Below are 16144 nucleotides of genomic sequence, written 5' to 3'. Positions count from 1 at the left end.
CCGGCGCCGAGGTGCCGGGGCTTCTGTCATGCCGTCGTGAGCTGCTGCGCGCCGAGCTGCGGATAGTCCTCCAGCCACTCGACGTAGAGCGGGTTGCGGGCGACGACCTCCTGGTAGGCCTCGCCCGCCATGCCGATCAGCCACGGCGCGACCCGGGCGGCCGGGCTGTCCGGGTGCCAGCCGAGCACCTGCCGCCAGCGCAGGGGCGCCCCCTGGATCGGCAGGTGCGTCAGGCCGGCCGGCGGGCGGAAGGTCGGCTGGCACAGCGCCAGCGCGAGTCCCGACTCGACCATGTCGACGCAGCCGCGGATGTCGGTCTCCAGCATCCGCTTCGGCGTGAAGCCGGCACGGGCGCACGACGCCGCGAAGCAGTCGCCGAAGCAGCCGTCGCCGGTGCCGGCCACCCACTGCTCGTCGGCCAGCTCCGCCAGGTCCACCTCGGTACCCTTCGCGGCGCGGTGGTCCTCCGGCATGAGCACGCACACCCCGTCGACGGCGATGGTCTGCCAGACGAGGCCGTACTCGGCGGAGGGAATGGCGTCGCCGCAGACGCCCACCTGGGCGAAGTCGAGCTTGCCCTCGACCACCATGGTGGCCAGTTCCTCCACGTAGTACGACGCGTGGGTGGAGATCTGCGCGTCCGGCTGGGCCTCGGAGAGCCGGTGCACCATGCCGCCGATGATCGGGCCGCCGATCGACCCGATCCGGTAGCGGCTCATGGTGTTGTCGGAGCCGGCACCGGCGAGCCGGGCCGCCTCGTCCTGCAGGCCCTTCATGGCGGGCAGCAGGACCCGGGCGCGGGAGAGCACCAGCTCGCCGAGGGCGGTGGGCCGGGCGCCGCGCCGGTCGCGTTCGAAGAGCGGGCCACCGAGGGTCCGCTCGATGCGTTGCAGCTGCGCAGTCAAAGCCGGCTGGGCGAGGCCGAGCTGCGAGGCCGCCTTCGTCACGCTGCCCGTCTCCGCGATGGCACAGACCACCTTGAGATGCCGCAGCTCCAGGTTCATAGCGTGACGGTAGGACGTTCGCGGGATATCGGCTAGACCTTCGGCCGATCAAAGATCGTCCTCTTGTGACAAACGGGTTAAACAAAAGGGCAGAAGCTGCTAACCCGTACGCTCGTACCGAAACGGTATGTGCGCCATCTATCACTATCAGTGAATTCAGAGGTCCCGCGGGTACGTGATCCGCCGGCCCACGACATCGCGGATCTTGTCCACGACGGCCACCGCCGGATCCACGACCTTGTTCCACGGCGGAGTCGCCGGGGTGCCGGGATGCGGCCGGGTCGGCGCCGCCTCCTCCGCCATCTCCACCCGGTTGCCGAGGCGGATCAGCTCCTCGGCCGAGGCCATGTGCACCAGCAGCGGCATCAGCTCGCCCGCGGCGGCGTCCGCGTGCCGCTGCAGCCGGCGGCGCACATCGGCGGCCCGCTCCGCCCGCTCGTCGTCGCCCGCGGCCTCCAGCAGCCGCAGCGCCTCGAGCAACGCCCGGTCCTCCGCGATCTCCCGGTCCGCCAGCTGCTCGCCGCCGGGCACGATGGCGCGCACGGCCGGATAGACGTACTGCTCCTCGGCGGACAGATGCCGCGAGAGGGCGGCGCTGACCACCTGGGCGATCGTCCGGCTGCGGCCGGCCCCGGTGCCGCGGGCATCGCCGTCGCGGGTTTCCGTGCCGCGGGCTTCGGTGCCGCGGGCTTCGGTGCCGCGGGCTTCGGTGCCGCGGGCTTCGGTGCCGCGGGCTTCGCCGTCGCGGGCTTCGGTGCCGCCGGGGAGCAGCTCGTCGCACAGGGCGAGCAGCTCCCGGTGTTCGCGGTCGACCACGTCGGCCACGTCGGGGCCGGTGGTCTCGCCGCCGACCGGCGGCAACGGGGGCAGGTGCACGGACACGGCCGGGTCATACCCGTACCTGATCTCCCCCCAAACGCCGGAAAGCCGAGCTGGTAAGAAGAGCGGATGGAACCAGCCCCCAGCGCTGCCGCCGACGAGGTCGTGGGCATCTGCCGCGACCTGCTCCGGATCGACACCAGCAACACCGGCGATCCGCGGACGACGGTCGGTGAGCGCGTCGCCGCCGAGTACGTGGCCGCCCAGCTGACCGAGGTCGGCATCGACGTCGAACTGCACGAGTCCGCGCCCAGGCGGGCCAACCTCGTCGCCCGCATCCCGGGCCGCGACCGCTCGCGCGGCGCCCTGCTCGTGCACGGGCACCTCGACGTCGTCCCGGCCGACGCGAGCGAGTGGTCGGTGCCGCCGTTCTCGGGCGAGGAGAAGGACGGCTACCTCTGGGGCCGCGGCGCCATCGACATGAAGGACTTCGACGCGATGATGCTCGCCGTCGTCCGCGACTGGCAGCGCACCGGCGTCGTACCGCCCCGCGACATCGTGCTGGCCTTCACCGCCGACGAGGAGGCGGGCATGGAGTACGGCTCGCAGTTCCTCGTCCGCGAGCACGCCGGCCTGTTCGAGGGCTGTACCGAGGCGATCGGCGAGGTCGGCGGGTTCTCGTACACGGTCAACGACGACCTGCGCCTCTACCTGGTCGAGACCGCCGAGAAGGGCATCGACTGGCTGCGCCTGCACGCGCGCGGCCGCCCGGGCCACGGCTCCTTCGTCCACGACGACAACGCGGTGACGGCGCTCGCCGAGGCCGTGGCCGCCGTCGGGCGGCACCGGTTCCCCATGGTGATCACCCCGACCGTGCGCGCGTTCCTGGAACAGGTCTCCGAGGCGCTGGGCATCGAGATCGACCCGGACGAGCCGGAACAGGCCATCGCCAAGCTCGGCCCTATCGCCGCCCTCATCGGCGCCACCGTGCGCAACACCGCCAACCCGACGCGGCTCGAAGCCGGCTACAAGGACAACGTCATCCCCGGCAAGGCGTCGGCGACCATCGACTGCCGTACCCTGCCCGGGCAGGCCGAGGCCTTCCTCGAGCAGCTGCGCGCCGTGATCGGCCCGGACATCGAGATCGAGCACCTGCAGCGGCAGGCCGCCCTCGAGACGAGCTTCGACGGCGCCCTGGTCGACGCGATGGCCACCGCGCTGCGCGCCGAGGACCCGGGCGCGCGGGCCGTGCCGTACATGCTCTCCGGCGGCACCGACGCCAAGGCCTTCAGCACCCTCGGCATCCGCTGCTTCGGCTTCGCGCCCCTGAAACTGCCCGCCGACCTCAACTTCTCGGCGTTGTTCCACGGCGTCGACGAGCGCGTCCCGGTCGAAGGACTACAGTTCGGCGTGCGTGTGCTCGACCGACTGCTCAAGGCGAGCTGATGAGAGGACTTTTCGAACCATGACCGACCAGTACGCGGAGCTGGACGCCGCCCTCGAACGGGTCGTGGAGGCCGCCCGGGCTCACCTGGCGGCGGTGAAGGCCGCCCAGGGCCGGGTGGACGACGACGACGTGTGGCAGGCGTACGTGAACCTGAACAACGCCTCGTTCGCCTACGACGAGCAGCTGCTCGAATCCTTCGGCGAGGTGACGCCGTGGGACGTCGAATCGATCGACCCGGACGAGGCGGACGCCCGCTTCGGCACCGCGGTCGGCGGCCTCGACGGTGCCGCGGCCGACCCGTACGCCCAGGTGATCTCGGTGCGCCAGCGCCGCGACTACCGCGTGCCCAGCGTGGCGGCCCTGCTCCAGGTGGCGGACGCCGCCCGGCGCAACTCCGTGCCCGACGACGAGGAGGCCGGCACCGTCGAATCCGTCGGCGAGGCGGTCCTCGAACTCCTGCAGGCCGGCGACGGGTCGCTGGCCTCGCTCGACGTGCCGGAGCTGGAGCCGCTCGACGGGCTGCTCACGGTGTCCGAGGTGAAGGAGCCGCTCGATCTGGAGGCGTTCGCTGATGAGGACGGGGTCGGGCCGTTCACGCCCGGGCCGGAGGATCAGCTGGTCGGGCGGCTGGATGAGCACCCGTTCCTCCCCGACGAGGAGGACGAGGATGATCACGCGGGGCATAACCACTGAGGTGGCCGGGCCGGTGGCACGCGGCTGCTGAGTTGCCGGCCTCCGCTTCCCTCCGGCGGCACTGCGCCCGAGGGCGGTCGCTGTCGAGGACACCGGAACAGACCACGGCAAAGGGCGCCTGGTCTGTTTCGGCGCCCTCGACAGCGACGGGCGCCGTGCGACTTTGGTCGCGGTTAGACCAGGTGGGGGTTCGGGCCGTTATCAGGTGATCAACCCCGCAGGGGTCGAGCTGCCGGTGGGCCCGGGCCGTGGAGACGGGGCTCTACAGAATCAAGCCCGGCTGGGGGGTGCTGCCGACCTTGCGGCGGAGCATCACCTGCCGGGTTCCGTCTCGGAAGAGTTGGACGCGGGCCAGTTCCCAGCCCGAGAATTCCGCTTGGATGGCGAGCTGCGCCGCGGCGGTCAGACGATCGACATTCGACGGCAACCGCAGCGGCGCGTATTCGTAGTCCATGCGTCCTAATATGCGTCAGCTGCGGGTGTGCCACCAGTCCCTGGGCCGGTCAGACCCTCGCGTTCCGGGTAGCCGACCGGGACCGCGGACACGTCGTCGAGGGCGCGGGCGATCTCGGCCGGCAGCGTGAGCTGCTCGCTGAGCAGTGCGCCTTGCAGCTGGCCGGCCGTACGCGCGCCCAGGATGGGTGCCGCCACGCCCGGGCGGTCGCGGATCCAGGCCAGCGCCACCTCGAGGGGTTCGACGCCCAGGCCCGCGGCCGCCGTCACCACCGCCTCGACGATGCTGGAGCTGCGCGGCTCCAGGTAGGTCTGCACGAACGGGGCGAGGTGGTCGGTGGCCGCGCGCGAGTCCAGCGGGCGGCCGTTGCGGTATTTGCCCGTGAGGACGCCGCGGCCCAGCGGCGACCAGGGGAGCACGCCGATGCCCAGGGCCGCCGCGGCCGGCAGGACCTCGCGTTCGATACCGCGTTCCAGCAGGGAATATTCGACCTGGGTGGCGACGATCGGGGCGCGGCCCGGGAACGACCGCTGCCAGGTGGCGACCTGGGCGGTCTGCCAGCCGGCGAGGTTGGACACGCCCACGTAGCGGACCCGGCCGGTGTGCACCGCGTGGTCGAGCGCCGCGAGGGTCTCCTCCAGCGGGGTGTGCGGGTCGTACCCGTGCAGCTGCCAGAGGTCGACGTAGTCGGTGCCGAGCCGGCGCAGCGACGCGTCGAGGGTGCGCAGCAGGTGGCCGCGGGAGCTGTCGCGGCGACGGTACGGTGAGTGGCCCAGTCCCGCCTTCGTGGCGATCAGCACCTCGTCGCGGGGAACCAGGTGATCCAGCAGCGACCCGATGACCGTCTCGGCGTCGCCATCGCCGTAGACGTCGGCGGTGTCGATCAGCGTGCCGCCCGCGTCGAGATAGAGCTTGAGCTGAGCGGCCGCGTCGTCGGGGTCGGTGTCCCGTCCCCAGGTCATGGTGCCGAGGGCCAGCCGGGAGACCGCCAGCCCGCTTCGGCCGAGCGGTCGCTGTTGCATGGGGTGAACTTTATTCAGCCGCGACCCGCTGCGAAACGCCGGAGCAGGTCAGAACGGCTGGAGAAGCGTCGGGTACGCGACGGCGGGGGCAGAAGATCACTGAGCGTGTTCGCCTAGGCTGCGAAGTGCGGAGCATCGGTGCTCCGGCGGCAGGAACGGGAGGACCCGTGCGGCTCGGACTCAGCCTCGGTTATCAGACAGCCTGGACCACCCCCGCCGATCATCTGGCCATGGCCCAGGAGGCCGACCGGCTCGGCTACTCGGTGGTGTGGGCGGCGGAAGCGTACGGCTCGGACTCGCCGAGCATGCTGGCCTGGATCGCCGGGCAGACCGAGCGCATCGATGTCGGCTCCGCGGTCATGCAGATCCCGGGCCGCACCCCGGCGATGACGGCGATGACCGCCGCCACCATCGACACGCTCTCCGGCGGCCGGTTCCGGCTGGGCCTCGGCGTCTCCGGTCCGCAGGTCTCCGAGGGCTGGCACGGCGTGCGGTTCGCGAAGCCGCTGGCGCGCACCCGTGAGTACGTCGACATCGTCAAGCTGGCGATCGCGCGCAAGCCGGTGGCGTACGAGGGCCAGCACTACACCCTCCCGCTGCCCGACGGGCCCGGGAAGGCGCTGCGCCTCGGCTTCCATCCGCCGCGTCCGGCCGTACCCATCTATCTCGCCGCCGTGGGGCCGAAGAACCTGGAGCTGGCCGGCGAGATCTCCGACGGCTGGCTGGCCATCTTCTTCGCCCCGGACGCCGCGGGGGAGAACCTGGAGCACATCCGGCGCGGGCGGGAGAAGGCCGGCGCCGGGCTCGACGGCTTCGACATCTGCCCGAGTGTGCCCGTCATGATCGGCGACGACGTCGAGGCGTGCGCGGACGTGATCCGCTGGTACGCGGCGCTCTACGTCGGCGGCATGGGCAGCCGCGAGCAGAACTTCTACAACCAGCTCGCCGTGCGGATGGGGTACGCGGACGAGGCCCAAAGGTGCCAGGACCTCTACCTGAGCGGCCGGCAGCGCGACGCGGCCGCGGCCGTGCCGCACGAGTTCATCGAACGGACCTCCCTGATCGGGCCCAAGGAGCGGATCGTGGAGCGGATGCGGGAATACGCCGCGGCAGGTGTCACCACGCTGTCGGTCAGCCTCTTCGTCGCCGACCGCGAGAGCGGCATCGACCAGCTGCGGACGCTCGCGGAGGCGTTCGAGGCGTCCGGCGTGGCCGAGTAACCGTGGCCACCGTCCTGCTGATGCGCCACGGGCGCACCACCGCCAACGCCACCGGCGGCCTGGCCGGGCGCCGGCCCGTCGAGCTCGACGACACCGGCCGCGCCCAGGCGGCGCGGGTCGGCGAACGGCTGCGCGAGCTGCCGCTCTCGGCCGTCGTGACCAGCCCGCTCGCGCGCTGCCGGCAGACCGTGGAGCTGGCCCTGCCCGACGTGATCCCCGCGGTCGACGAGGGGCTCATCGAGTGCGGGTACGGCGACTGGGAAGGCCGGCCACTCAAGGAGCTGGCCAAGGAGCCGCTCTGGCCGGTCGTGCAGCAGCACCCGAGCGCCGTGGTCTTCCCCAACGGCGAGGCCATGGCGGCCATGTCGGCCCGCGCGGTGGCCACCGTACGCCGCTGGGACGCCAAGGTGACCGCCGAGCACGGCGCCGACGCGTTGTGGCTGGCATGCAGCCACGGCGATGTGATCAAGGCCATCGTCGCGGACGCGCTCGGCCTGCACCTGGACGAGTTCCAGCGCATCGTCGCCGACCCCGCCTCGATCACCGCGATCCGGTACACGCCGACCCGGCCGTTCCTCGTACGCCTCAACGACACCGCCGACCTGGGTGTGCTCGTACCCCCGAAGAAGGACGACGGTGACGCCGCGGACCCGGCCGCCCAGTCCGACGCCGCGGTGGGCGGCGGCGCCGGCGCGGGGGTCTGAGCACTACCTGTGACCGGCCTGTTACCGCTGCGTGTGCTCGCGTTGCGCCCTCGGCGAACCGGCCCGGTGCACTGCGCGCTCACGCGCGCGGGCGGATAGGGTCGTTGTCATGACCCACCAGGTGCATGCCTTCGAGCCGCCGGAGCGGTTCGTCGCCGGGACGGTGGGCGAGCCGGGCGACCGGACGTTCTTCCTCCAGGCCCGCGGCGGCGGCCGGGTGGTCAGCGTGGCGCTGGAGAAGGTCCAGGTGTCGCTGCTCGCGGAGAAGCTCGAGGAGCTGCTCACCGAGGCCAGCAGGCGGTTCGGCGTCGAGCTGCCGGAGACGGCCCCGGTCACCGTCAGCGACAACGAGCCCCTCGACACCCCCGTCGACGAGGAATTCCGCGTCGGCACGCTCGGCCTGGCCTTCGACGTCGACACCACCACGGTGGTCATCGAGGCGATCGAGGCCGGCGAGGGCGACGCCGAGACCGAGCTCGGCGGCGACGAGGACGACGAGGACCCGATCGACGACGACGAGGACGACGACGAGCCCGACGACGACCTCGACCGGCTGCGGGTCCGGCTCACCCCCGAGGCGACCCGCGCCTTCATCGACCGCGCCCGGCGCGTGGTCGCCGCCGGCCGCCCGCCGTGCCCGCTCTGCGGCCAGCCGCTCGACCCGGCGGGCCACCTCTGTCCCCGGCACAACGGCTATCACCGGTGACGACGGAGCCCGCGTCCGTGCTCGCCGAGGACGAAGCCCTCGAGCTGCTCACCCACGGGACGATGGAGCTCGAGGGCCGCCTGGTCGACGCCTCCAACACCACGCTGCGCGCCGAGATCAGCCTCGACGGCCGCGCCGCGCGCTGCGTCTACAAGCCGGTGCGGGGTGAACGCCCGCTGTGGGACTTCCCGGACGGCACCCTGGCCGGCCGCGAGGTGTCGGCGTTCCTGGTCTCCCAGGCCACGGGCTGGGGGCTGGTGCCCCCGACGATCCTGCGTGACGGCCCGCTCGGCCCCGGTGCCTGCCAGCTCTGGATCGACGAACCGGAGGACGCCGAGGCGCTGATCGGCTTCGTCCCGGCGTACGACGTACCCCCGGGCTGGCTGCCGGTCGCCTCCGCCCGCGACGAGGACGGCGACGCGTACGCACTGGCGCACGCCGACGACCCACGCCTGTCCAACCTCGCCGTCCTGGACGCGGTCATCAACAACGCCGACCGCAAGGGCGGCCACGTCCTGTACGCCCCCGGCGGCCGCGTCCTCGGCGTCGACCACGGCGTCTCCTTCCACGTCGAGAACAAGCTCCGCACGGTGCTGTGGGGCTGGACCGGCCGCCCCCTCCCGCCCGAGCCGGTCGAGGTGCTCACCCGCCTGGAGGCCGAGCTCGGCGGCGCGCTGGGGGAGCGGCTCGAGGAGCACCTGACCGTGAACGAGGTGCAACACGCCCGCCTCCGGGTGCGCCGCCTGCTGCGCGCGGGACGCTTCCCGAAGCCGCCGCGCGACTGGCCGGCCGTGCCGTGGCCGCCCGTCTGAGTCGTTACTCACGCCGGGGCCGAAACTGTCGGCAGGGCTCGATAGGCTCGTGACCATGGACGCATGGACCGGGCACGACGTGCCGACCCTGCCGGGAGAAGCCGCCCCGCCGGCCCTGTTCGACTCGGCCCGCCGCGAGATCGTCCCCACCTCGCCCGGCCCGACGGCGACGATGTACGTCTGCGGCATCACGCCGTACGACGCGACCCACCTGGGCCACGCCGCCACGATGATCACCTTCGACCTGGTCCAGCGCGCCTGGCGCGACGCCGGCCTCGACGTCCGCTACGTGCAGAACGTGACGGACATCGACGACCCCCTCCTCGAGCGCGCGGCCCGCGACGGCGAGGACTGGATCGTCCTGGCGATGCGCGAGACCGCCCTCTTCCGCGAGGACATGGAGGCGCTGCGGATGATCCCGCCGGCGCACTACGTCGGCGCCGTGGAGTCCATCCCCGCCATCGCGCAGCACGTCCGCGAGCTGATCGCCGACGGCTCCGCCTACACGCTGGACGACGGCACCGGCGACGTCTACTTCTCGGTAGCCGAGGCCCCCTCCTTCGGCTACGAGTCCCACCTGACCCGCGACGAGATGCTGAAGCTCTCCGCGGAACGCGGCGGCGACCCCGACCGGGCCGGCAAGCGCGACCCCCTCGACCCCCTCCTCTGGCGCGGCGCCCGCGACGGCGAACCGGCCTGGGACGGCGGCGACCTGGGCCCCGGCCGCCCGGGCTGGCACATCGAGTGCGCCACCATCGCCCTCGGCCTGCTCGGCGCCACCATCGACGTCCAGGGCGGCGGCAACGACCTGCTCTACCCGCACCACGAGTGCTCCGCGGCCCACGCCGAGCGCCTCACCGGCGAGGCCCCCTTCGCCTCCCACTACGTGCACGCCGGCATGATCGGCCTCGACGGCGAGAAGATGTCCAAGTCGAAGGGCAACCTCGTCTTCGTCTCCCGCCTCCGCGGCGACGGCGTCGACCCTATGGCGGTGCGCCTGGGCCTCATGGCCGACCACTACCGCACCGACCGCCAGTGGACGGACGACGTCCTGAAGACCGGCGAAGCCCGCCTGGCCCGCTGGCGCTCGGCCGCCGCGGCCCGGTCGGGCCCGTCGGGCGACGGTTTGCTGGCATCGGTCCGGCAAGCCCTGCACCACGACCTGGACACCCCGGCCGCGCTGGCGCTGGTGGACGCTTGGGCGGACGCGGCGCTGTCGGGCACGGGGGAGGACAAGGCGGCGCCGGAGCTGATGGCGCGCACTGTGGACGCGCTGCTCGGCGTTCGCCTGTAGGTCTGCGCTCCGCGCCTCGGCCGGGGTGGCGTTTCGTCCGGTGGGCGGCTCGACCGTCGGGCATCGGCCGGCTCTGTGCGCTACGTCCGGGATCCGTCTCGGGTGTAGCGCGGGCGGTGACCGGCGGGCAGCCGACGGAGCGCCCGCCTGCGCCAGCGCCTCGCCGTGCAGGACGTCGGCCTCCGCACCTGGTGAACTGGCGGCTCCGCGCTCGGGACGTGGGCGTCCCCCGCCCGTCCTGACCGGAAAGCATGCGGCTGAGCGCGGGGATGGGCCGGCGAACGCCGGGAGCCACGATCGGCAGGTCCGCGCTTCGTGCGGCGTCCGCCTATAGTGCGGTGATGGACGCCCCTTCGCGCAGCGCCGGGACAGTCACCCGGCATCCGGCGGCACTCCCGGCGCCCGGCCCCACGCGCTTGGCCGCGATCGCCCGCGGCCGGACGATCTCCCGCTGATGAGCGGCCGCGCATTCTGGGGGGTCACGCCCCGTCAGAGCGTGGAAGCGGCCTGTCTCGATCACGGCACCGGCAGCGTCGTAGCCGCCTGCGTGGCTCTGCTGCACGGCGGCGAGGCCGATCCCACGCTGATCGCGGCCCTCGCCGGCCCGCGGGCGCCGCAGTTCCTGGACGCGCCGCCGGAGCAGCGCTACTGGCTGCGGGTGTGGGGCGCCCGGGGTCTCATGTGGGCACCCTGGGACGCATCGGCGACGGCCGCGGTGCTGGTCGCCCTCGGCGACGAGCATTGGCGGGTACGCGAGATGGCAGCCAAGGTCACCGCCCGCCACCGCCTCACCGCCGCCCAGGAGGCGCTGGCCGTCCTCCTCACCGACGAGAACGAACGCGTCCGCGCCGCCGCGGCCCGCGCGCTGCGCATGCTCACCGGCTGAGTGATCGACGGCGGTCCGTGCCCGGCCGCTGCGGTTCCATCGACCGGCGGCTCGCGGCGACCGGGCCGCGGCGTGCGGCGATCGGGCTCGGCGTGCGGCGATCGGGTCCGGCGTGCGGCGATCGGGTCGGGCGTGCGGCGACGGTCCGGCGTGCGGGCTCGGCTTGCGGCGATCGGGCTCGGCTTGCGGCGATCGGGTCCGGCTTGCGGCGTCCGGGCTCGGCTTGCGGCGATCGGGTCCGGCGTGCGGCGATCGGGCTCGGCGTGCGGCGATCGGGCTCGGCGTGCGGCGATCGGGCCCAGGCGTGCGTTCGGCGACCGCGTCCGGCGTCCGGTGGCCGGCCGCGGCCACCGGACGGCACGGCGGATCAGGCCGCGGCGAGCGCCGGGTAGTCGGTGTAGCCGGTGTGGTCGCCGCCGAACGCCTTGGTGTAGTCGGGCTGGTTGAAGGGGCCGCCTGCCGCCAGGCGCTCCGGCAGGTCCGGGTTCGCCAGGTAGAGGGCGCCGTACGAAACCAGGTCCGCCTCGCCGGTCTCGACGAGCTTGAGGGCCTCGGGGCCGGTCCAGCTGCCCGGCGTGTACGGGTTGAGGATCAGCGGCCCCTGCCACCGGGCCCGCAGCTGCGGCGTGAACTCCGTGTCCGGTCCCTCGCCGACGTGCAGGTACGCGAGCCCCAGCGGGTTCAGCGCGTCGACCAGCGCGAGGTACGTCTCCCGGTGCCCGTCCTCGGTGATGTCGTTGAACGGGTTGGACGGCGAGATCCGCAGCCCGACCCGGTCCGCGCCGATCGCGGCGGCGACGGCCTTCGCCACCTCGACGGTGAGCCGGATGCGGCCCTCGATCGTGCCGCCCCATGCGTCCGTACGCAGGTTGGCGTTGGTGGACAGGAACTGGTGCAGCAGGTAGCCGTTGGCGCCGTGCAGCTCGACGCCGTCGAAGCCCGCCTCGACGGCGTTGCGCGCCGCGTTCGCGAAGTCCGCGATGGTCGCGCGGATGGCGTCGTCGTCGAGCGGTTCGGGGGTAACCAGGTCCTGGAGGCCCTCGGCGGTGTGCACCTGGCCGGCGGCGGCGACCGCGGAGGCTCCGACCGGCGTGGCGCCGTGCACGCTGGGGTGCCCGATGCGGCCGCTGTGCATGAGCTGGGCGAAGATCAGGCCGCCGTGCTCGTGCACCGCCGCGGTCACCGGCTTCCAGGCCTCGACCTGCGGGGCCGTGTGCAGGCCGGGAGTGTTGACGTAGCCCTGGCCGACGGCGGACGGCTGGGTACCCTCGGTGACGATCAGGCCGGCGCCGGCCCGCTGCCCGTAGTACTGCGCCATGAGCTCGGTGGGGGTCGCGCCAGGCCCGTACGCCCGGCTCCGGGTCATGGGGGCCATGACCACGCGGTTGCGGGTGGTGTAGCGGCCGAGCCGGATGCCGTCGAATGCGGTCGTCATGACAACTCCTGTCCTGGACAGCGATTTTGCTGTTCAGGACAGGCAATTGCCGCCGGGCCGCTTTTCTTCCGGAACCGCGCAGTGATCAGGGTCACCGATGCCGGCGCTAGGCTGGCCTGCATGACGACTGCGCCGGGCGCGGCGGCGAGCGGGCCGATCAGCCACGCGATCTTCCGGCTGGCCCGCATCCACCAGCTGCTCGCGGGCCGGTTGCTGCGCGGCGTCGGCCTGCATCCCAGCCAGGAGCTGCTGCTCATGCGCCTGTGGGAGTCCGGGCCGCAACGCCAGGCCGACCTCGCCGCGGAGCTCGGCACCGACTCGGCGAGCACGACGCGCATCGTGCAGCGGCTGGAGGCCGCCGGCTATGTCCGCAGGCTGCCCGATCCCGCCGACCGGCGGGCCTCGCTGGTGGCGTCCACGCCGGCCGGTGACGAGCTGCGGACCTGCGTCGAGCGGATCTGGGCCCGGCTCGAGCAGCTGACCGTCGGAGACATGGACGCGGAGCAGCGGGAGACGGCGCTGTCCAGCCTGCGCACGCTGGAGGAGAACGTGCTCGCCACCGAGGAGGGTTCGCGCTGCGGCATGCCCGCCGGCAAGCGCGGCGTCACGCGAGGGTGAGGCCGGGGTCCGGGTCCGGATCGGGGGTGGGCGCCGGGATGCGGTACTCCTCGGTCAGCGTCGTCATCGGACCGGGCCACGTCGCCTGCGCCACCTCGATCGGCTTGCGTGTCTCGTCGAAGGCCACGTGCAGCAGGTGCAGCACCGGCGTGTCCGGGCGGATCTGGAGGATCTCCGCCTCCTCGCGGCTGGGCTGCCGGGCGCTGATCGTGTCGGTCGCCGACGCGTAGCGCCGACCGATCGCCTCCTCCGCCTCCTGGTAGAGGGGGCGGCCGTACGCCTCGGTGCGTTCCAGCGAGGTGCCCGTCGCGTCGGTGACCCGGAACCAGGACGCACCCACCTCCACCGTGGCGTCGTCGGCGCGCACGATGTGCCGGCGGACCAGCATCTCGGTGCCGTCCCGTACGCCGAACGCGTCCGCGACCTCGGCCGGTGCGGGTTCGCGGCCGACCCCGGTCAGCTGCTGGCGGTAGCGGGCGGCCAGATCGGCGTGGTAGCCGCGGTGCACCCCGTACCGGCCGCGGGAGAGCCGGTTGAGCCGGCGGCGGGTGCCGCGGACGTACGTGCCCGAGCCGGGCTTGGTGATCAGGATGCCCTCGACCCGCAGCTGGTCCACCGTGCGCTGGACGGTCTGCTTGGCGACGCCGAACATCTCCGCCATCGCCGGGATCGAGGGCAGCCGCTCGCCGGGCTGCCAGTCGCCGCGCCGGATGCGCTCCTTCAGCTGGGCGGCGATCTGGCGGTGCGGGAACTCGGCGGCGCCGGGATTGATCGTCATCCTGCGACCTCCCTCTAGACCCTAGGTTCCTAGGATGGCGTACGGGGTGTGGGGCGGGCGGCAGCGACACGCCGGCTGCGACAAGATGGGCGGCATGCTGAGCCCGGAGATCCTCGACTACTACCGGCGCGGCGGGGAGCAGGTGCGCCTCACCGCGGGCACCGGACGGCTCGAGTTCCTGCGTACGTGGGACGTGCTCACCCGGGTGCTGCCCGCGCCGCCGCCTCGGATTCTGGACGTGGGCGGGGCCACCGGGGCGTACGCCGGGCCGCTCGCCGCCGCCGGCCACGCCGTACACGTGATCGACCCGGTGCCGGACCACGTGGCGCATGCCGCGACCCTGCCGGGCGTGACCGCGGAGCCGGGCGACGCCCGGCAGCTGCCCGCCGCGGACGCGAGCGCGGACGCCGTCCTGCTGCTCGGCCCGCTCTACCACCTGACCGACCGCGCCGACCGGCTCGCTGCCTGGCGGGAGGCACTTCGGACGGTCCGGCCCGGCGGCGTCATGGTGGCCGCGCTGATCACCCGCAACGCGGCGCTCTTCGACGGCCTGGTGAAGAACTTCTACGCCGATCCGGAGTTCCGGGCGCTGGTCGACGGCGTGATGCGCGACGGCGTGCACGACAGTACGGGGGATCGGTTCTTCACCCGCGCCTACTTCCACGAACCGCGGGAGGCGGCACCGGAAGCGGCCGAGGCGGGTCTCACGGAGGTCCGGGTGCTCGCGGTCGAGGGACCCATGGCCTACGCCGGGCCGCTGCTCGGCGACATCCTGGCCGACCCGGAGCGCACCGCCGTGCTGCTCGAGCGGATGCGCATCGTCGAGGCGGATCCGGGCATCCTCGGCGCCACCGGGCACCTGCTCGTCATCGGGCGCCGCGGGCCCCACTAGGCTGTGCCGCCATGGAGGCTCTGCGGTTGATCCTGCGCTATGCGCACCTCATCGGCTTCGCGCTGCTGCTCGGCGGTGCCGTCGTCCAGTTCGTCTCGGGCAAGCTTCGGATCAATCCGGCCATGCTGTGGGGCTCGGTCATCCAGGTCCTGACCGGCCTGGCGCTGTCCGCACCGCTGCGGGGCGGGGGCGACGCCGAGCCCAGCCCGGTCAAGCTGGCGGTGAAGCTGGTGATCGCCATCATGATCTTCGTGATGGTGTTCATCCCGTGGCGGCGCAAGCGTGAGGACGTCAACCGCGGCCACTTCATCGGCATCATCGCCCTGACGCTGGTCAACGCGGCGGTCGCGACCTTCTGGCACTGACGCCCCGGCATCCGGACCGGCCCCGGAAACCCGGGGCCGGCGCGGAATCAGCTCACCACGAGCCGGCGGTGGGGCCGGCGGAACCGCCCCGGCGGCGCAGGTACTTCTCGAACTCGCTGGCGATCTCGTCGCCGGTCAGCGGCTTGATGCCCTCGTCGCCCACCCGCTCCTCGAGCTCGCGGACGTACTCGCCGAGCTCCGCGTCCTGCTCGGCCGCGGCGCGGACCCGCTTCTCCCACTCGTCGGCCTCCTCGGCCAGGTCGGCCAGGGGCACCGGCAGGTCGAGGACGTCCTCGAGCCGGCTCAGCAGCGCCAGCGTCGCCTTGGGGCAGGGCGGGTTGTTCGCGTAGTGGGGGACGTGCACCCAGAAGGAGAGGGCGTCGAGCTCCGCCCGGCCGGCCGCCTCCTGCAGCACCCCGACGATGCCCGTGGGCCCGTCGTAGCGGGTCGGTACGACCTTGTACTTGTCGGCGACGTCCTTGTGCGACGCGGTGCCGCTGATCGGCAGCGGCCGCGTGTACGGGACGTCCGCCAGCAGCGCGCCGAGCAGCACGATGCGGTCGACCTCGAGGCTGTGGCAGACCTCGAGGATCTGCTCGCAGAAGGTGCGCCACTTCATGCTCGGCTCGATGCCGCGGATCAGCACGACGTCGCGTTCCGTACCGGGCGGGCTGGCCACGCTGAACCGGGTGGTCGGCCACTCGATCTTGCGGGTCTCGCCCTCGGCCATGGTGATGGTCGGCCTGCTGACCTGGAAGTCGTAGAACTCCTCCGGGTCGATGGTGGTGATCTCGCGGGCCTGCCACACCTGCTCCAGGTGCTCCACCGCGGCCGTCGACGCGTCGGCGGCGTCGTTCCACCCTTCGAAGGCGGCGATCGCCACGGGGGAGCGCAGCAAGGGGAGGCCGTCGAACTCTGTCACGATGCCAACCTTTCGTACCTCAGTACCTCAGAGCCTACGTGGCGTCACCGAATCCCACCCGGCGGCGCCCCGG

The 16144-nt window shown here is 72.9% G+C and carries 18 protein-coding genes; 11 read left to right on the top strand and 7 right to left on the bottom strand.

Annotated elements, in window-relative coordinates; translation table 11 throughout:
• Positions 1 to 26 precede the first annotated feature (26 nt).
• Complete coding sequence (locus ACIBO8_RS35320) at positions 27 to 1004, bottom strand: LysR family transcriptional regulator (RefSeq protein ID WP_396119853.1); 978 nt, start codon at positions 1002 to 1004, stop codon at positions 27 to 29.
• A gap of 156 nt (positions 1005 to 1160) precedes the next feature.
• Positions 1161 to 1886, bottom strand: coding sequence for a hemerythrin domain-containing protein (locus ACIBO8_RS35315; protein WP_396119852.1), 726 nt, complete (start codon positions 1884 to 1886; stop codon positions 1161 to 1163).
• A 66-nt stretch (positions 1887 to 1952) separates the two neighbouring features.
• Between ACIBO8_RS35315 and ACIBO8_RS35310 the strand changes: the two genes are divergently transcribed.
• Both ACIBO8_RS35310 and ACIBO8_RS35305 read left to right on the top strand, forming a co-directional pair.
• Positions 1953 to 3269: a M20/M25/M40 family metallo-hydrolase gene (locus tag ACIBO8_RS35310; protein WP_396119851.1), complete on the top strand. Its 1317-nt coding sequence runs from the start codon at positions 1953 to 1955 to the stop codon at positions 3267 to 3269.
• Positions 3270 to 3288: 19 nt separating this feature from the next.
• Positions 3289 to 3963 carry a hypothetical protein gene (locus tag ACIBO8_RS35305; RefSeq protein WP_396119850.1) on the top strand — a complete coding sequence of 225 codons (675 nt, stop codon included), beginning with the start codon at positions 3289 to 3291 and terminating at the stop codon, positions 3961 to 3963.
• 262 nt (positions 3964 to 4225) lie between these two features.
• Here ACIBO8_RS35305 and ACIBO8_RS35300 read toward each other — a convergent pair whose 3' ends face one another.
• Together ACIBO8_RS35300 and ACIBO8_RS35295 are read right to left on the bottom strand one after the other, a co-directional pair.
• The gene (locus tag ACIBO8_RS35300) at positions 4226 to 4417 is read right to left on the bottom strand and encodes a DUF5703 family protein (protein WP_396119849.1); all 192 of its coding nucleotides are present in this window, start codon (positions 4415 to 4417) and stop codon (positions 4226 to 4228) included.
• Between the two features lie 5 nt (positions 4418 to 4422).
• The gene (locus ACIBO8_RS35295; RefSeq protein WP_396119848.1) at positions 4423 to 5439 is read right to left on the bottom strand and encodes an aldo/keto reductase; all 1017 of its coding nucleotides are present in this window, start codon (positions 5437 to 5439) and stop codon (positions 4423 to 4425) included.
• Positions 5440 to 5606: 167 nt separating this feature from the next.
• Here ACIBO8_RS35295 and ACIBO8_RS35290 point away from each other — a divergent pair, with 167 nt between their 5' ends.
• The 6 genes from ACIBO8_RS35290 (at position 5607) to ACIBO8_RS35265 (ending at position 11061) form a co-directional block, all read left to right on the top strand.
• Complete coding sequence (locus tag ACIBO8_RS35290; RefSeq protein WP_396119847.1) at positions 5607 to 6659, top strand: LLM class F420-dependent oxidoreductase; 1053 nt, start codon at positions 5607 to 5609, stop codon at positions 6657 to 6659.
• 20 nt (positions 6660 to 6679) lie between these two features.
• A complete protein-coding gene (locus ACIBO8_RS35285) occupies positions 6680 to 7363 on the top strand; it encodes a histidine phosphatase family protein (RefSeq protein WP_396119920.1) in 684 nt (227 codons plus the stop codon).
• Positions 7364 to 7472: 109 nt separating this feature from the next.
• Entirely contained in the window at positions 7473 to 8069 is a 597-nt protein-coding gene (locus tag ACIBO8_RS35280; protein WP_396119846.1) for a DUF3090 domain-containing protein, read from the top strand.
• The gene (locus ACIBO8_RS35275; protein WP_396119845.1) at positions 8066 to 8881 is read left to right on the top strand and encodes an SCO1664 family protein; all 816 of its coding nucleotides are present in this window, start codon (positions 8066 to 8068) and stop codon (positions 8879 to 8881) included. The genes ACIBO8_RS35280 and ACIBO8_RS35275 overlap by 4 nt, the downstream gene beginning before the upstream one ends.
• 55 nt (positions 8882 to 8936) lie before the next feature.
• Positions 8937 to 10175 (top strand): cysteine--1-D-myo-inosityl 2-amino-2-deoxy-alpha-D-glucopyranoside ligase, encoded by a 1239-nt coding sequence (mshC, locus tag ACIBO8_RS35270; protein ID WP_396119844.1) that lies wholly within the window; start codon positions 8937 to 8939, stop codon positions 10173 to 10175.
• A gap of 454 nt (positions 10176 to 10629) precedes the next feature.
• Positions 10630 to 11061 (top strand): HEAT repeat domain-containing protein, encoded by a 432-nt coding sequence (locus tag ACIBO8_RS35265; protein WP_396119843.1) that lies wholly within the window; start codon positions 10630 to 10632, stop codon positions 11059 to 11061.
• Positions 11062 to 11428: 367 nt separating this feature from the next.
• Here the strand turns inward: ACIBO8_RS35265 and ACIBO8_RS35260 are convergent, their stop codons facing one another.
• Positions 11429 to 12496: an alkene reductase gene (locus tag ACIBO8_RS35260; RefSeq protein WP_396119842.1), complete on the bottom strand. Its 1068-nt coding sequence runs from the start codon at positions 12494 to 12496 to the stop codon at positions 11429 to 11431.
• Positions 12497 to 12616: 120 nt separating this feature from the next.
• On the opposite strand from ACIBO8_RS35260, the gene ACIBO8_RS35255 reads away from it, so the two are divergent.
• The gene (locus ACIBO8_RS35255; protein WP_396119841.1) at positions 12617 to 13114 is read left to right on the top strand and encodes a MarR family winged helix-turn-helix transcriptional regulator; all 498 of its coding nucleotides are present in this window, start codon (positions 12617 to 12619) and stop codon (positions 13112 to 13114) included.
• On the opposite strand, the gene ACIBO8_RS35250 is transcribed toward ACIBO8_RS35255, so the two are convergent.
• A complete protein-coding gene (locus tag ACIBO8_RS35250) occupies positions 13101 to 13892 on the bottom strand; it encodes a GntR family transcriptional regulator (protein WP_396119840.1) in 792 nt (263 codons plus the stop codon). The two genes, ACIBO8_RS35255 and ACIBO8_RS35250, sit on opposite strands and share 14 nt — an antisense overlap.
• 94 nt (positions 13893 to 13986) lie before the next feature.
• Here ACIBO8_RS35250 and ACIBO8_RS35245 point away from each other — a divergent pair, with 94 nt between their 5' ends.
• Both ACIBO8_RS35245 and ACIBO8_RS35240 read left to right on the top strand, forming a co-directional pair.
• Positions 13987 to 14784: a class I SAM-dependent methyltransferase gene (locus ACIBO8_RS35245; protein ID WP_396119919.1), complete on the top strand. Its 798-nt coding sequence runs from the start codon at positions 13987 to 13989 to the stop codon at positions 14782 to 14784.
• Between the two features lie 11 nt (positions 14785 to 14795).
• Complete coding sequence (locus ACIBO8_RS35240) at positions 14796 to 15149, top strand: hypothetical protein (RefSeq protein WP_396119839.1); 354 nt, start codon at positions 14796 to 14798, stop codon at positions 15147 to 15149.
• Between the two features lie 52 nt (positions 15150 to 15201).
• On the opposite strand, the gene ACIBO8_RS35235 is transcribed toward ACIBO8_RS35240, so the two are convergent.
• Positions 15202 to 16071, bottom strand: a complete 870-nt coding sequence (locus ACIBO8_RS35235; protein WP_396119838.1) for a PAC2 family protein — start codon at positions 16069 to 16071, stop codon at positions 15202 to 15204.
• Between the last annotated feature and the right edge of the window lie 73 nt (positions 16072 to 16144).

This window comes from Actinoplanes sp. NPDC049681, from assembly GCF_044465265.1.
Lineage (GTDB): Bacteria > Actinomycetota > Actinomycetes > Mycobacteriales > Micromonosporaceae > Actinoplanes.
The sequence above is the reverse complement of the archived record's forward strand: the minus strand, read 5'-3'. Positions and strand labels throughout refer to the sequence as shown.